Origin of the sequence: Caloramator sp. CAR-1 (assembly GCF_030546345.1) — a bacterium.
Classification (GTDB): Bacteria; Bacillota; Clostridia; order Clostridiales; family Caloramatoraceae; genus Caloramator; species Caloramator australicus.
On record NZ_JAUONW010000040.1, the window covers coordinates 1 to 16,764 of the forward strand.

The 16,764-nt window shown below is 34.9% G+C and carries 13 protein-coding genes; all 13 read left to right on the forward strand.

The genetic code is table 11. The features are described from left to right. On the forward strand, positions 1–940 hold a 940-nt coding region (wecB, locus tag Q3V94_RS10815; protein ID WP_303527618.1), incomplete at its 5' end, for a non-hydrolyzing UDP-N-acetylglucosamine 2-epimerase. A gap of 42 nt (positions 941–982) precedes the next feature. Next, the gene (murJ, locus tag Q3V94_RS10820) at positions 983–2,542 is read left to right on the forward strand and encodes a murein biosynthesis integral membrane protein MurJ (RefSeq protein ID WP_303527620.1); all 1,560 of its coding nucleotides are present in this window, start codon (positions 983–985) and stop codon (positions 2,540–2,542) included. A 178-nt stretch (positions 2,543–2,720) separates the two neighbouring features. Beyond that, a complete protein-coding gene (locus Q3V94_RS10825) occupies positions 2,721–3,266 on the forward strand; it encodes a sigma-70 family RNA polymerase sigma factor (protein ID WP_303527623.1) in 546 nt (181 codons plus the stop codon). Positions 3,267–3,349: 83 nt separating this feature from the next. Then, positions 3,350–5,047 carry a phospho-sugar mutase gene (locus Q3V94_RS10830; protein ID WP_303527851.1) on the forward strand — a complete coding sequence of 566 codons (1,698 nt, stop codon included), beginning with the start codon at positions 3,350–3,352 and terminating at the stop codon, positions 5,045–5,047. A gap of 103 nt (positions 5,048–5,150) precedes the next feature. After that, on the forward strand, positions 5,151–7,022 hold the full coding sequence (locus tag Q3V94_RS10835) for a hypothetical protein (protein WP_303527626.1): 1,872 nt from the start codon (positions 5,151–5,153) through the stop codon (positions 7,020–7,022). A 43-nt stretch (positions 7,023–7,065) separates the two neighbouring features. Next, a complete protein-coding gene (locus Q3V94_RS10840) occupies positions 7,066–8,103 on the forward strand; it encodes a hypothetical protein (RefSeq protein WP_303527629.1) in 1,038 nt (345 codons plus the stop codon). Positions 8,104–8,175: 72 nt separating this feature from the next. Continuing rightward, positions 8,176–9,144: a hypothetical protein gene (locus Q3V94_RS10845; protein WP_303527632.1), complete on the forward strand. Its 969-nt coding sequence runs from the start codon at positions 8,176–8,178 to the stop codon at positions 9,142–9,144. Positions 9,145–9,256: 112 nt separating this feature from the next. Continuing rightward, positions 9,257–11,461, forward strand: coding sequence for a SpoIID/LytB domain-containing protein (locus Q3V94_RS10850; protein WP_303527634.1), 2,205 nt, complete (start codon positions 9,257–9,259; stop codon positions 11,459–11,461). Positions 11,462–11,543: 82 nt separating this feature from the next. Continuing rightward, positions 11,544–11,666 carry a hypothetical protein gene (locus tag Q3V94_RS10855; RefSeq protein WP_303527637.1) on the forward strand — a complete coding sequence of 41 codons (123 nt, stop codon included), beginning with the start codon at positions 11,544–11,546 and terminating at the stop codon, positions 11,664–11,666. 6 nt (positions 11,667–11,672) lie between these two features. Then, the gene (locus Q3V94_RS10860; RefSeq protein WP_303527639.1) at positions 11,673–11,957 is read left to right on the forward strand and encodes a hypothetical protein; all 285 of its coding nucleotides are present in this window, start codon (positions 11,673–11,675) and stop codon (positions 11,955–11,957) included. A gap of 184 nt (positions 11,958–12,141) precedes the next feature. Further along, positions 12,142–13,971 (forward strand): nucleoside-diphosphate sugar epimerase/dehydratase, encoded by a 1,830-nt coding sequence (locus Q3V94_RS10865; protein WP_303527641.1) that lies wholly within the window; start codon positions 12,142–12,144, stop codon positions 13,969–13,971. A gap of 30 nt (positions 13,972–14,001) precedes the next feature. After that, positions 14,002–15,108, forward strand: a complete 1,107-nt coding sequence (locus Q3V94_RS10870) for a DegT/DnrJ/EryC1/StrS aminotransferase family protein (RefSeq protein WP_303527643.1) — start codon at positions 14,002–14,004, stop codon at positions 15,106–15,108. Positions 15,109–15,270: 162 nt separating this feature from the next. Further along, positions 15,271–16,587 carry a nucleotide sugar dehydrogenase gene (locus tag Q3V94_RS10875; protein WP_303527646.1) on the forward strand — a complete coding sequence of 439 codons (1,317 nt, stop codon included), beginning with the start codon at positions 15,271–15,273 and terminating at the stop codon, positions 16,585–16,587. Positions 16,588–16,764: the final 177 nt, after the last annotated feature.

Genomic DNA, 16,764 nt, shown 5'->3' on the forward strand with positions numbered 1-16,764 from the left:
GCTTAATATCCCAAAACCGGACTATAACCTTAATGTTGGCTCAGGAAACCATGGGGAGCAGACGGGGAATATGCTAATAAAAATAGAAGAAGTAATTTTAAAAGAAAAACCTGACGCTGTATTGGTTTATGGGGACACAAATTCAACTTTGGCAGGTGCCCTTGCGGCAAGTAAGCTTCTTATCCCTGTTATTCACGTTGAAGCAGGATTAAGAAGCTTTAACAAGGCAATGCCAGAGGAGCAAAATAGGGTTTTAACAGATCACATTTCAGATTTATTGTTTTGCCCAACGGAAACAGCAGTTAAGAATTTAAAAAGGGAAGGAATTGAAAAGGGAGTTTACAACGTTGGGGATGTAATGTTCGACAGCATCCTTTATAACATTGAAATTGCAAAGAAAAAATCTAACATTCTAGAAAGATTAGGGCTTAAGGAAAAGAAATATCTCCTTGTTACAATCCACAGGGCAGAATATACAAACTACAAGGAAAAGATGGTTAATATATTCAATGCCCTAAAGGATTCAAATGAAAAGATAGTTCTTCCCCTTCACCCGAGGACAAGGAAGTTTATTAAGGACTATGAAATAAAAGTTGGAGAAAATATAGAAATTATAGACCCTGTTGGGTATCTTGATATGATAATGCTTGAGATGGCAGCTAAAAAGATCGTAACCGACAGCGGTGGAGTTCAAAAGGAGAGCTACTTTTTGGATGTCCCCTGCATTACAATGAGGGATGAGACTGAATGGGTGGAAACAGTAGAAGACGGATGGAATGTATTAGTTGGAAGCGATTATGAGGCTATTTTAAATGCCATAAGGTTCTTTATGTCAAAGGGTGAAAAGCACGATTATTTTGGAGATGGGAATTCAAGTGAAAGGATTGTAAAAATCATTGGATATAATTGCTTTTATACAAGCAATGAGATAAAAAATTAATGAAAAATACATATAACAAAAAACTAAATAAGGAGTGTTTTTATGACCAAAAGTAGTATACTAAAAGGTTCTGTTTTTATTATACTTTTCACAATCCTCAGCAAATTCCTAGGGTTTCTTCGTGAAACCCTTCTGGCTTATAAATTCGGTGCATCGTATGATACGGATATATACACCTTTGCAATAGGGCTTGTTATGTTAATTTTTAATAGCATAGGAAGTGGGATAGGAACAACCTTTATTCCTATCCTTACGGAGTTTATTGAAAGGAAAAGCAAAGAGGATAGGATTAGGTTTGTTAATAATGTGATTAATATTGTTGGAATACTTGTTATTGGATTTATCTTATTTGGAATTATTTTTTCAAAGTATATCGTTATGGTATTTGCACCTGGGTTTAAAGGCGAATTAGTTGTTTTCAATAAAGCCATTGTTGTATCAAAGCTTATGTTTATTTCGATGATTTTTATTGCAATGCAAAGTATTTTTACAGGAATTTTGCAGTCTCATAAGGAGTTTACAGCACCTGCATTTGTTGGAGTTTTAATGAATGTTGTTATTATTTCGTATTTGGCTCTTTTTGCGGGAAAGTTTGGGGTATATGGTTTAACTATAGCGACTATTGTGGCTTATTTTGTCCAGTTTGCTTTTTTAATTCCAAAGTTTAAAAAATTGGGATATTATTATGAATTTTATTTGAACATTAAGGACGAGAACATAATAAGAATGGTTAAGCTTATGGCCCCAGTTATAATAGGTGTTTCTGTTTCTCAGGTGAATTTTTTAGTTGACAGAATGCTTGCAACAACTGTTGGGGAAGGTTCAATTGCTGTTTTGAATTTTGCGAATAAGCTAAATATGTTTGTTTATGGCATTTTTGCCGTTGCAATAACGACGGTTATATATCCTACCCTTTCTACATATTCTGCCCAAGAAAATTTAAAAGCCTATAAAAATGCGTTGATAAAGGGGATAAATGTTATTTTACTAATTATGCTTCCTGCAACAATAGGGATGATGATTTTAAGGCAGCCAATTGTTGACATAGTCTTTAAAAGGGGAGCTTTTGATAGCGGTGCTGCATATTTGACTTCCATTGCACTTTTGTGTTATTCGCCAGGGATGATTTTTATAGGAGTCAGGGATGTAGTAGGAAGAGCCTTTTATTCAATTAAAGATACTAAGACACCTATGATAAATAGCGTTGTAGGGGTTATTTTGAATATAATACTTAATATTATTTTAGTTAAATTTATTGGGGTTGCTGGACTTGCCCTTGCAACATCTATTTCTGTTACAGTTGTCACATTGCTTTTGATAAGAAGTTTAAATAGGAAAATAGAGGATATAGGGATGAAAAAGCTTATAAGTTCCTTTAATAAGATGCTTTTATCCTCTCTTGTTATGGGGGCAGTTGTGTTTGTTTTAAATAAATTTTTGCAGCTTAAGTTTGGGACAGGCTTTAAGGGGGATGTGATCTCGGTATTTGGCTGTGCCTTTGTTGGAGCTTTAGTTTACTTTGGTATGGTCCATGCATTAAAATTGGAAGAGTTTGTTTATGTGTTAGACATGATAAAAAGAAAAATTAAAAAAGCTGCATAAGGGGAAAATCCCCTTAAATTTTTTGAAAAAATAACTTTCACAATGCGGAATGTCATTTTTCCGTTATGAAATGTTATTTTTCCGCACAAAAATGTAACTTTTCTGCATTGAAATGTTATTTTTCCGTTTTTAACAAAAAATTTTTTCTCTTGTATCATCCTCTTAAGGAGGGGATGATATGAGGGATTTGGTTTTACTTGCGAGAAAGGATGATGATAAAAAGGTTTTGATTCTTAAAAGGTTTGAGCCCCTTTTAAAGAGGGCGTGCAGTTTGTATATAAAGAATAAATCCTATTTTGAGGATGCAATGCAGGAGGGGAGGATTGTAATATTAAAGTGCATAGAAAATTACGACTTAAGTTCCAAATGCCCCTTTGAGGCCTATGTAAAAAGGGCGGTTGTAAATAAAATGAGGGAATTTTCAGTAAAGGCTAATTTAGAATATGTAAGTTTAGATCAAGAAATAACTGAGGATGGGGAAAATATGTATGAGATAATTCCAAGTGATTTTGACCTTGAAGGGGAAAGGATAAAGGAGGAAAATATAAAAAGGCTTTACGATGCCCTTTATAAGCTGACGAAAAAGCAAAGGGAAGTTATAATAGACTTTTATTTTAAAAACAAGAGCATGGTTGAAATAGCACAAAATAAAAGATGCCACTACATGGCAATTGCAAGGCTTAAAGAAAGAGCCCTTAAAAGGTTAAAGGATGAGATGGAATAGTTGGGATTTTTTAGTTGTAAAAATAAAGGACATCTATTAAAATATTAAATAAATTGTTTCAGGAGGTGTTTTTTGTGGAATACATGGAAATGTATAAAAGATGGCTGCAGTTTGATGAAGATACAAAAAATGAGCTTTTAGGGCTTGATGAAAAGGAGATAATGGAAAGATTTTATAAAGAACTGGAGTTTGGAACAGGTGGATTAAGGGGAATAATTGGTGCAGGAACAAACAGGATGAATGTGTATACGGTAAGAAAGGCAACCCAGGGACTTGCAAATTATATATTAAAGCAGAAAGTAAAGGACCCTTCAGTTGCAATTGCCTACGATTCAAGATTATACAGCGATATATTTGCAACGGAGGCTGCCCTTGTATTAAATGCAAATGGGATAAAAACATTTATATATAAGGAGCTAAGGCCAACGCCAATGCTTTCCTTTGCTGTAAGATACTTAAAAACTACAGCAGGAATAGTTATAACTGCATCCCACAATCCAAAGGAGTATAATGGATATAAGGTTTATTGGTCCGACGGAGGACAGATTACGGAAGCCCATGCAGAAGGAATATTAAACGAGATAAAAAACGTCGACTATTCAGAAATTAAAACAGTGGATTTAGAAAGGGCAAAGGAATCAGGACTTTTCAAGCTTATAGACGATGAGGTTGAAACGGCTTATATAAACCTTGTTAAGGGACTTACTGTAAATAAGGATGTTGTTAATAATGTAAAGGACAGTCTAAAGGTTATATATACTCCCCTTCATGGAACAGGAAACAAGCCTGTAAGAAGGGTTTTAGCTGAGCTTGGATACAAAAATGTCTATGTTGTAAAGGAGCAGGAAAATCCAGATCCAAACTTTTCAACGGTAAAATATCCAAATCCTGAGGAACATGAAGTCTTTACAAGGGCAATTGAAATGGCAAAGGAGATGGAGGCAGATTTAATAATAGGGACGGACCCAGATTGTGATAGAGTTGGTGTCGTTGTTAAGAATAAGGAAGGAGAATACATCGTTTTAACAGGAAATCAAACGGGTGCCCTTCTAACCCATTATATATTAGAAAACCTAAAGGCAACAGGAAAGATGCCTGAAAATGGTGTGGTTATAAAAACAATTGTTACAACTGAAATGGCAAGAAGGATTGCAGAGGATTATAATGTTGAGATAATGGACGTTTTAACAGGGTTTAAATACATAGGAGAAAGGATAAAGGAGTTTGAGGAAAAGAAGGATAAGACATTTGTTTTTGGATTTGAGGAGAGCTATGGTTATCTTGCAGGGGATTTTGTAAGGGATAAGGATGCGGTTATAGCATCAATGCTAATATGTGAGATGGCAGGGTTTTATAAATTAAAGGGAATGAGTCTTTATGAGGGGCTTTTGAGCCTTTACGAAAGGTATGGATATTTTAAAGAGGACTTAAAATCAGTAACATTAGAGGGCATTGAAGGAAGTCAAAGGATAAAGGAAATCATGGATATGTTAAGAAACAATCCACCTAAGGAAATCGCTGGGGTTAAGGCTGTTGTAGTTAAGGATTATAAAGAAAGTGTAGAAAGGGATTTAAGGGACGGAAAGGAGGAAAAAATAAATCTTCCAAAGTCCAATGTAATACAAGTCATTTTAGAGGATGAGAGCATAATAACAGCAAGACCTTCAGGGACAGAGCCTAAGATCAAGTTTTATTTTGCAGTTAGGGGAGAAAATCTAAAGGATTCTGAGAAAAAATTAAACAAGGTAAAAGAAGAATTTTTAGGAATGTTCAGTATATAAAAAATTTAATTACAAAATTTGTCTAAATATATCGAAGATATTTGAAACTAATTCAAAAATTTGGTAAAATAGCTATGAATAATTTATGGGAAGGGGGCTATACATGAAAAGAGCTCAAAAATTTTTAAGCATTACCTTAGCGTTTTTGTTTGTATTTGTTGTTATTGGATTTAACACCTTTGCTGCATCAAAGGTAGTTAAACCAAAGGTTGTTGTGTCTATTCAGCCAAAGACACAATACTTTGAAGGCGAAAGAATTAGCCTCTCAGTTAAAGCACCAAATTATAAGGGCAAGGTTCAATACAGGATACATATTAGAAATTCAAAAGGACAAATCGTAAAAGAATTATTTGCAAAATACCCAGGAAAATATTACAACAAGCAAATTTCAGCACAAGGAAACTTTAATGTAGGGTTTTCAATTACAGAATCAGGAACGTATTATGTAGTTGTGTATGTAAAAAGAGTAGGTGCAAAGGTTTATTATGATTCATACGCTGTAACAAGAAAGTTTGTAGTAAAAGCTAAGGTATCAGTAGAAGAGCCAAAAGAAGAACCTAAGGAAGAACCCAAAGATATAATTCTTGACAAGGAAGGCCAAACTTATGGTGCTGAATTTGTATTAATTGAAAAGGATGTATATTTAAATGCAAACAATACAAAGCTTTATAACGCTAAGGTAAAGGGAACGGTTTATGTTAACCCAGGTGAAAATGGCAATGCAACACTTGAAAATGTTGAAGCTGAGAAGATAGTTGTATTGTCAGGAGGAAAGGACAGTATCCATTTAAAATCAGTAAAGGCAAAGAATTTAGAAGTTAAGTCTCAAAAGAGTGTTAGAGTAGTATCAGAAGGATTAACAGCAATTGATGTAACTAAGGTATTATCAGGAGCAATAGTTGAAGTAACTAGCGGTTCCTTTGGTAAGGTTGTTGTAGAAAAGGATGCCGCAGGGAAGACAGTAGAGCTTAGAGGTAACTTTGGAACTGTTGAAGTATTGGGTGAAGTAAAAGTAGTTGTTACATCAGGCAAGGTAGAAAAGATCGATGTAAAGGCTAAGGTAGAAGTTGTTGTAAATAAGGAAGCTGTTGTTGTAGATGTTGTAAAGAACAACAATGAAGTAAAGGTATCAGGTGAAGGAAAGGTTGAAAAGATCGACGGAAAACCACAAGAGCAAACCGGTGTAACGATTGGTGGAGGAGTAGTTCCTCCAAGTCCAACAAACGGAGTATTAAATCTTGGAATTAATACAACAATAGATGCACTTTGGGCTTATGAATATGTATCAGATAGATATGAAAAACCAACTTTAAACAACTTAGGATATTCAAACGGGGCATACAATTACGCAATAGATTTAAAAATTAAGAAAGAAGATATAAAGACATATACTGTTGCTCAGTCTTACGACATATTTAGAAATAAATTCTTAAGCTTTGGCAAATTAGATGAGCAAAATCAAAGTGACGCTAAAACATCAAAGGTTATAAGCACAGCAAATACATTAAAGACAGTTTTAGGAAATATTGAAGTTAAGGTAGGAGCAAACGACAGCTTCAAGAATTACAATCAATATTTAATTGAAATTCTACAAAATAAGGGTATGATTAATGCAAAGGCCTTCTTAGAAAGTCCAAATGCAGCAACATACAATGCACTGTATTATAAGATTGCTTCTGACTCAAAATTCGAAAATCTACCTGCCCTAATTCCATATGTATACTTGTTAACTAATGGAGATGTAACCTACGAAGCTATTAAGGTTTATGGAATAAATGTTGAATCTATATCAGTTAACAATAAAGTAGTATATGGATTAGGAAATGATAAGACTATAGCAAAGAGTGAAATTACGATGGCTTTAGGAATATCTGTTATTCAAACTGCAAAGATAGGTGATTTTGTTAATAAGCCAGTAAAGATAGTATTAAATGACGGTAACTATAAATATGTTTATACTGTGACATTAAAATAAGAGTCATCCTTTTGGATGGCTCTTTTTTAGAAAGGGGAAAAATATGAAAAAAATTATAAATTTACTTTTATTTGTAATTATTTTTGTTTTTTTCTGTTTAAGTTCGATAGATGCTAAGACAGTCAAAAAGGCTGTAGTAGTTTTACTTCAAAGGCCAATGGCAGAATACAAACTTGATGAAAGGGCAATAATCAAGATAAATGCCAAAAATTATAATGGGAATGTGCAGTATAGGGTAATAGTTAAAGATTTAGATTTTAAGAAAAGCTATGACCTTTATAAAATCAAGGACAGAAATTATACAGGTATTATGAATTCAAGTAAAGTATTTTCAATATCATATAGATTTCCAAGCCCAGGTAGATATCAATTTTTAATATATGTAAAAAGGGTTGGAGTAAAAACTAATGATAGTTATATAACAACAGGGGTTATTAGGGTTTTTGAAAAAGAAAAAATAGAGGATAGTAAGCAGGGCGTAGAAAATAGTTCTAACAGTTTAAATGGAGAAAGCCCTTCATCGAATAATAATAGCAGTGAAAATAACAGTGGAAACAGCAGTGAAACTAATTCTAATGATTCATCAAGGGATACAACTAATAATCAAGAAAACAGCACAGGCCAGGTCAATTCTAATGAAGGGACAACAGGCACCAATAACCCTTCAACTGAAATAGGTTCTACGCAGCCAAATCCTAATCCGACTAACACAACTAATCCAAATGGCGTAATAAAAAGTCTGAATGTAACGCTTGGAAATGGAAGCATATTAGAAGGTAATGTTAGCGGAAACAACTATACTTTTGATTTAACGAGATTATCTAACGATGATACAGTAGTCAAGATCAATTTTGTTTTAAATAAGGATGGAGTTATTGAAATAGCTGGGAAAAAATTTAATGCAAAGGCTAATCAAGTTTTGTCAATTAATGTCCCAAGTGATTTAGGACTTCCTGATAATCCTCCGCCGGGAATACAACTTGGCAACGTAAGGCAATATGATTCAACTTTTAGTTTGACCTTTACAGTAACAGAAGGAAGCAATAAATATAGCATAGGAGTCAGTCTAAAAGTCAAGTAGTCCCCTAAGGGGGATATTTTTTTATTCCTTTTTGTGGTATAATAAAGAAAATATTAAGATTGAGGTGAAGCAATGAGGATTTTAAAAAAAATAGGAGTAATTTCTTTAGGAATTATATTCTTATTTATTGGAATTTCTTATGTGCTAGCAATTTCAAAATATGAAATGCCAAAGTATGAGCCTTCTTCAAAATTAGCAGATCAAATAATTGATGCGCAGGGTGTAGGAGGGAGTGTTGAAGCTGATGAAGAGAATATAAATGCACTTGTTTCATACTTTTTACAACGCCCTGTAGAAAAGAAGGGTGTTAAAATAAAAAATGCATATGTCAATTTAATCGAAGATAGGATTAGAACATTTGTTTTAGTGAATTATAAAGATAAAGATTTGTATTTTAATTTTGATTTTAAAATTAACGACGAGGGCAATGCTTTAGTGATTTCTCCAATTAAATTTCGAATTGGGAAGATGCCGTTGCCTTTAAATTTGGTAATTAATAGGTTTAAAGACCTTGAATATTTTAAAAATGGGAACATTGTAATAGATAAAAATACCCTCCCAATAAATATAGAAAATTTAACTTATAAAGATAGAAAGGTAGAAATTAAATTAGGCAAAATTAATCTTTTAGAACCTTTAAAAAAGCAAGAAAATTTAGTAAAAAATCCTGAGTCGGTTGAAAAAAATGAGCAGGAAAGTTCTAAAAAAGAGTCGTCAAAAAGTAGCACGAAAATTAAAGAAGGCACATCTAAAAAGCTTCCTGATGATGTGGTGAATTCTTTAAAGAAAATAAGCAGCGGGCTTAATAAAGTATATCCAAATCTAAAGACACAAGAAGAAAGGGCAATAATTTCAACGATACAATCGACGTTAAATAAAGTAGCTAAGGATCCAGATTACCCTTATAAAAAATATGCTGATTCAGTTAAGGCTAAGTATAAAAAACTTCCTGAGGAGTCAAAGCAGAGGATAAAGTCGGCACTTTTTTCTAATTTGGATTTAGGGGATGTTATGAAATTAGTTTCTTTATTTGGGATGTAATATAAAGCTAAAAATGAGGAGAGTTCTTCATTTTTAGCTTTTTTTGTTGTCGAAATGGATTGAAGTAATGGGGCATATGGTATATAATGGCTTTAAAGGGGGGATGAAGGGGATGAAAAGATTTTTATCCATATTTTTAGCTATTATATTGATGATATCCCCTTTACAAGTTTTTGCAAAATACCAACAGGATTATTTTAAGGATGTCTCAATAGGTCTTGAGAGTATGATGGCGGCAAGTATAACAGTTACATTAAATGGAGATTATGTGGTAGACGGCATCATGTATCCATCAGGCTCAAGTTTTGTGTTGTCCATTTCTAATGGGGCTATTCTTTTTAATAATGCTTCATATCAGCAGCTGCAGTTTATTCCAGTAAAGGCAGATAATACATTATCTTTAAAAAGCCGAACTAAGACGTTTAAATATTTAGGGAAAATGACATTTGTGATGAAAAATAATCTAATTTTACCTATAAACACATTAAACCTTGAGGATTATTTAAAGGGTGTTGTTCCAAGGGAGATGAGCGATTCATTCCCTTTAGAGGCATTAAAGGCCCAGGCGGTTGCTGCAAGGTGTTATGCCCTTTCTAACATTGGGAAACATAGAATAGATGGGTATGATCTTTGTGATACTGTTCATTGTCAGGTTTATGGAGGATATGATGAAACAAAGGTAAACTCCATAAGGGCAGTTGAAGAGACAAGGGGAATCATTATGACCTATGGGGGAAGAATTATTTCTGCCTACTTTTCAGCAAGCAACGGAGGGTGGACTGAGGCATCGGGGAATGTTTGGACAAGTCAGTTGCCGTATTTAATAGCAAAGGAAGATACCTTTGATACCTACACTTGGCCGGAAAACCCTGTTGTTTTAACTGTTATCGATATCGATTCAAGGTTAAAGGCAAAGAATATATTAGGCCCAAATGACAGATTTTTAAGAATAGATTTAAACTCGATTGTGAGGAACAATAGCGGAAGAATCGCAAGGATGGATGTTGTTTATTTAGACCAAAATGGATTAGAGGTCATAAAAACCTTAACAAAGGAGCAGCCAAGGATAGCATTTAGCTTTAGAAGTGCCCTTTATGATGTTACTTATGATGCAGCAACTGATACTTATACATTTATAGGAAAGGGTTTTGGTCACGGCGTTGGAATGAGCCAAATCGGGGCAAAAAATAGGGCCCTTGCAGGGCAAAGGTTTGATGAAATTTTAAAGTTCTATTATGATGGCGCTCAGATTGAGTCTTTAAATTCTAAGCTTATTTTACTTAATACAAATAAAGATAAATTTTTAATTGGGGAAGAAATAACGGCAAATCCTATTATTGAAAGTTCAAGCATTGACAATTTACTATTTAAGTTTGAGCTCTATAAGGGTGATAACCTTTTAATAGGGGGAGAATATTCTAAGGGTATCGATTTTAAATATCAGCTTCAAGAAGAAGGGCAATACACATTAAAGGCGTATATTAGAAATGTTTACTCATCTAAGGATTTTGACGATTACAGGGAAGTTAAGTTTAATGCTTACAGTCCCATTAGCGGAGTAAACGTTATTTTAGATAAGAATACCGTTTATGAGAAAAAGCCTGTTAATATAAGCGTATTGACGGAGGGTGGAAGCGATAGGATAGCTTATAAGATAGAGGTTTATAAGGATGAGAACCTGGTTTATGGGCAGGATTTTAATTATGTAAATAGTATTGCCTTTGTTCCTCAGGAGATAGGGGAGTATGTTGTTAAGGCAGAGGTAAAGGATGAGCTGCAGCCTGAAAATGTGTTAAGTTATGAGTTGAAGTTTAATGTAATTAAGGAGCCTGTATCAAGGGGAAGCTCCTTTCAATTAAAAAAGGGAATGAAGGATATAAGGATTAAAACCTTGCAAGGGGCATTGAATACACTTTTATATAATATAGGAACCCCGACGGGATATTTTGGGGATAAGACATACAATGCAGTTGTAGACTACCAAAAGAAAAAGGGACTAAAAGCGACGGGTGTTGTGGATGAGAATTTATATAATCTGATTATTAAAGATGCTAAAACCTATGAAGGTCTTAAGTTAACCTATAAGAGGGTATTGAGGTTAAATGTAAAGGGTGATGATGTAAAAAGGCTACAAAATGCGTTAAACAGGCTTGGATATAGACTTTCAGCAAATGGTGTTTTTGATGCTAAGACGGCAGATGCAGTTAGAAAGCTACAGAAGGATAATAGGATGGTTGCTGATGGGGTTGTAGGAAAGGCTGTGGTTAATAGGATCAATATCCTTCTGGTAGAAAATATAAAGAGGACGGGCAAGTAGGTTCTACTTGCCTTTTTGTGTAAATATATGTAAATTGCTATTAAAGCTGCTTTGTGGTAAAATTTTAGTGGAGGTGCAGATGGTGGAGGAAAAGATTTTAAAGCTTCTTGAGAATCTAACAGAAGGTGTCAATGGTTTAAGGGAGGATTTAAGGGAGACTAATAGAAAGTTAGACAGACTTGAAGAAAGAATGGATAAATTATAATCTAGAATGGATAAATTAGAATCAAGAATGGATAAGTTAGAATCAAGAATGGATAAGTTAGAGAGTGAAGTTGGACTTATTAAAGAACGGGTAAAGGAAAACACAGAGATTTTAAGGGCTCTTGAACATGCAATTGAAGTTCACAAGGCTGAGATAGATAAGCTTACATATGATGTTGCTGAAATGGCAGCTGATGTAAAGGCAATAAGAAAGGATTTTAGTTTAGTTGAGGAGATTACTGCAAAGAATTGGTATGAAATTATACAGATAAAGAAGAATATAAAAATGTAACGCCGCCTAAGTTTAGGGCGGTTTTTTTAAAATCTTAAATCTTAAGTGCCTGGCACCTAAATTTAATAAAAAATTTAAAATTTAAGAAGGGTAAGAGGGGTAAAAACATTTTACTATTATTTGCAAATGGAGTATAATTATAAATGATTGTGTTAAAATTTTTCTAAAGATTGGGGAATATGATATGAAACGCAGGATAAAGGTGGCACTTTTAGTTTTAAGCGACATAATTTTCATAAACGCTGCGATATTTTTAGGATACTTTTTTAGATTTTCCTGGAGGATACCTCCGGCATATCTTGAAAGATACAAAGAATCCTTTATTCCAATTTCAATAATAATGGTTATATCCTTTTACATATTTAAGCTGTATACAAGCATATGGAGATATGCAAGTATAGAGGAGCTCTTGTCGGTTATCGTTGCGGTATCGGTAGGAAGTGCTGTTTCTTTTATATATGGTGTTGTGATGAGAAATAGGCTTCCCCTTAGCGTTTATTTTGTCATGTGGGCCTTTACGATAATGGCAAGTGGAGGAGTTAGATTCCTGAGAAGGGTTATAATGCACTTTGAGGGGATGCAGGCCCTTTCAGGCAAAAAAGGAAAGAGGATCTTAATATTTGGTGCTGGGGATGCAGGGGCTATTGTAGCAAAGGAGATGAAAAAGCATTCGGAGCTTGGATACATTCCTGTTGCCTTTGTGGATGATGATGAGTCTAAAAAGGGAAAATACATCCAAGGAATTCCTATAGTTGGAGGCAGGAAGGACCTTGAGGATATAGTAGAGGAGATGGCGATAGATGAGATTTTAATTGCCATTCCTTCAGCCGATAAGGAGGAGAGGGCAGAGATTATAAGGCTATGCAGCCAGACGGGATGCAAGCTAAAGACTTTGCCGGGGATATATGAGCTAATCGGCGGTAAGGTTACCATAAGCCAGATAAGAGACGTTGAGATAGAGGATCTTTTAGGAAGGGAGCCGGTAGAGCTCAATATCGACGAGATTGCCGACTATTTAAAGGATAAAGTTGTTTTGGTAACCGGCGGAGGAGGCTCAATTGGGTCAGAGCTATGTAGGCAGATTGCAAGATTTAATCCTAAGAAGCTTCTTATATTGGATATTTATGAAAACGGAGCCTACAACCTTTCGATGGAATTAAAATCCCAATACAAGGACCTTGATCAGGAGGTTATAATAGCTTCAATAAGGGAGAGGGAAAGATTAAGGGAGATATTTAAAAAATACAGGCCTAACGTTGTTTTCCATGCAGCAGCCCATAAGCACGTTCCTTTAATGGAGGCAAATCCCAAGGAGGCTATAAAAAACAATATATTAGGAACACTAAATGTAGTAAAGTGTGCTGATGAATTTGGTGTTGAAAAGTTTGTTTTAATCTCAACGGATAAGGCAGTTAACCCTACCAATATAATGGGAGCAACCAAAAGATTTGCTGAGATGATAATACAAGCCTATGATAAGGTAAGTAAAACCGAATACGTTGCTGTAAGATTTGGAAATGTGTTAGGCAGCAGCGGAAGTGTAATCCCTCTTTTTAAGGAGCAGATTAAAAAGGGAGGTCCGGTTACGGTAACTCATCCTGATATAAATAGATACTTTATGACCATCCCTGAGGCAGCACAGCTTGTAATTCAAGCAGGTGCAATGGCAGAGGGTGGAGAGATCTTTGTCCTTGATATGGGAAAACCTGTTAAAATTGTTGATCTTGCAAGGCAGCTTATAAGGCTTTCGGGATTTGCGCCTGATAAGGATATAAAGATAGTATTTACTGGGTTAAGGCCAGGGGAGAAGCTTTATGAGGAACTTTTGATGAGTGAAGAAGGGCTAAAAAAGACAAAACATAAAAAGATTTTCATAGGCAAGCCTGGGGAATATGATATTAAAGACATTTTAACGATGGTTGAAAGGTTAAACAATGCTTTAAATGAAGATGATAAAGTTATATTTGACCTTATGCATGAATTTGTGCCGACGTATAAAAGTCAAGAAAATTAAAGGCTATTAGATTTAATGGGAGGGTTATACATGAAAATTCAGCTTTTGGATCTTTTGGCGCAGTTTGAGACGATTAAAGATGAGATTAAAGATGCGGTTATTTCGACAATAGAGTCTGGGCATTATATTTTAGGGCCGCAGGTTAAAAAGCTTGAAGAGGATATAGCTAGTTACTGTGGTGTAAAACATGGAATTGGTGTTGCCAATGGAACGGATGCACTTTTATTAGCGCTAAAGGCCTTTGGAATTGGAGAAGGAGATGAGGTTATAACTTCACCTTTTACCTTCTTTGCATCAGCAGAGACGATATCCCAGGCAGGGGCAAAACCAGTGTTTGTTGATATAGACCCTGATACATATTGTATTGATGTTGATAAGATTGAGAAAAAAATCACTGAAAGGACAAAGGCCATAATCCCTGTCCACATCTTTGGGCAGATGGTGGATATGGATAGGATAATGGAGATTGCTAAAAAGTATAATCTTATAGTTATAGAGGATGCTTGTCAGGCAATTGGTGCTGAGTATAAGGGGAAAAAGGCGGGTTCAATAGGCCATGCAGCTTGTTTTTCCTTCTTCCCAACTAAAAATTTAGGCGGATACGGCGATGGGGGAATGGTTGTTACAAATGATGATGCTGTTGCTGAAAGGATTAGAATGCTAAGGTTCCACGGAAGCAAGGTAAAATACTATCATGAGATCTTAGGATATAACAGCAGACTCGATGAGCTTCAGGCGGCCATTTTAAATGTTAAGTTTAAGTATTTAGATGAATGGAACAGAAAAAGGGCAGAAAAGGCAGAAATTTATAACGACCTTTTAAAGGACACAAGCTGTAAACTACCAGTTGTAAGGGATTATAATAAACATATATATCATTTATATATAATTCAACATGAAAAGAGGGATGAGCTAATAAAATACCTTAAGGACAATGGGGTAGCAACAGGAATATACTACCCGGTTCCACTGCATCTACAAAACGTATACAAGGACCTTGGATACAAGGAAGGGGACCTTCCAAATGCAGAATATGCAAGCAAAAGGACCTTTGCAATTCCACTATATCCAGAACTTACATTACAGCAGCAAAAGTATGTTGCAGAAAAAATTAAGGAGTTTGAAAACTTAAAATAAGGTGCCAGGCACCAAAAGTTAAGTTGTAAGGCGGATAATTTTAAGATAAAATTTAATTGTTAATATTTTAACTATAAAAACGATACTTCAATGGCACTATATGGAAATGTCAAAATGTCAAAAAGTCAAGTGCCAGGCACTTAAGAAAAAGGAGGAAAATGTATGTCAACTAAAGAAATGCTCTTAGAAAAGATACAAAATAAAACAGCGGTAATTGGTGTTGTGGGGCTTGGTTATGTAGGTCTTCCCCTTGCAGTTGAAAAGGCAAAGGCGGGCTACAAGGTAATAGGCTTTGACATTCAGCAAAAAAGATGCGACATGGTAAACGAAGGACACAACTACATAGGGGACGTTGTTGATGAGGAGCTTGCTGAACTTGTTAAAAGGGGAATGATCTATGCAACTACAGATTATTCAAGAATTGCAGAGGTTGACTGCGTTGCAATATGCGTTCCAACACCGCTTGATAAGTATAAGCAGCCGGATATAACATATGTTGTTAATTCAACAGAGAGCATAGCAAATTATCTTCATAAGGGAATGCTTGTAGTTTTAGAGTCAACAACATATCCAGGAACAACAGAGGAAGTTGTAAAGCCAATACTTGAAAAGACAGGATTAAAGTGTGGAGAGGATTTTTATCTTGCCTTCTCACCAGAGAGGGTTGACCCAGGTAACAAGTTCTTCAAGACAAAGAATACACCAAAGGTAGTAGGTGGGGTTACTAAGGACTGTACAGAGATTGCAGCAACTTTATATAGAAACGTTCTAGAAGGAGAAATATTTACAGTATCATCACCAGCGGTTGCAGAGATGGAAAAGATACTTGAAAATACGTTTAGAAATATAAACGTAGCCCTTGTAAACGAAATGGCAATCCTTTGCGAAAGAATGGGAATAGACGTATGGGAAGTTATAGAAGCAGCAAAGACAAAGCCATACGGATTTATGGCATTCTATCCAGGGCCAGGTCTTGGTGGTCACTGCATTCCAATAGACCCATTCTATTTAACATGGAAGGCAAGGGAATATGATTATCATACAAGACTAATTGAAATAGCAGGGGAAATAAACGACTACATGCCAGAGTTTGTTGTGGAAAAGGCATCACACATATTAAACGACTTTAAAAAGCCGCTAAACGGTTCAAAGGTTTTACTTTTAGGTGCAGCGTATAAGAAGGATATAGATGATTTAAGAGAATCACCAACTTTAAAGGTAATTGAACATCTTGAAAAGAGAAATGCTAAAGTTTCATACAACGATCCATATATACCAGAGTTTACACACAACGGAAAGCATTATGTGTCAGTTGAACTTACAGAAGAAACATTAAAGGATGCGGATATAGTAATAATAACAACAGACCATTCAAAGTATGATTATGATTTTATAGTAAAAAATGCAAAAGTTGTATTTGATACAAGAAATGCAACTAAAGAAGTTTTAGAAAACAGAGATAAGATAATTAAGCTTTAATCCCTTAGGCACTTTTGCTTTTGCAAAAGTGCCTTTGTAAAAGGGACGGTTCATTACTTTTATAAACTTTAGGGGAAATAAAAGTATGGACTTAAAAATTCGAGACGATAATCGGGTTTAAATAAAAAATAAGTCCCAATAATAGAAAAAAGGGATAATGAGATTATTGGTTTTAAA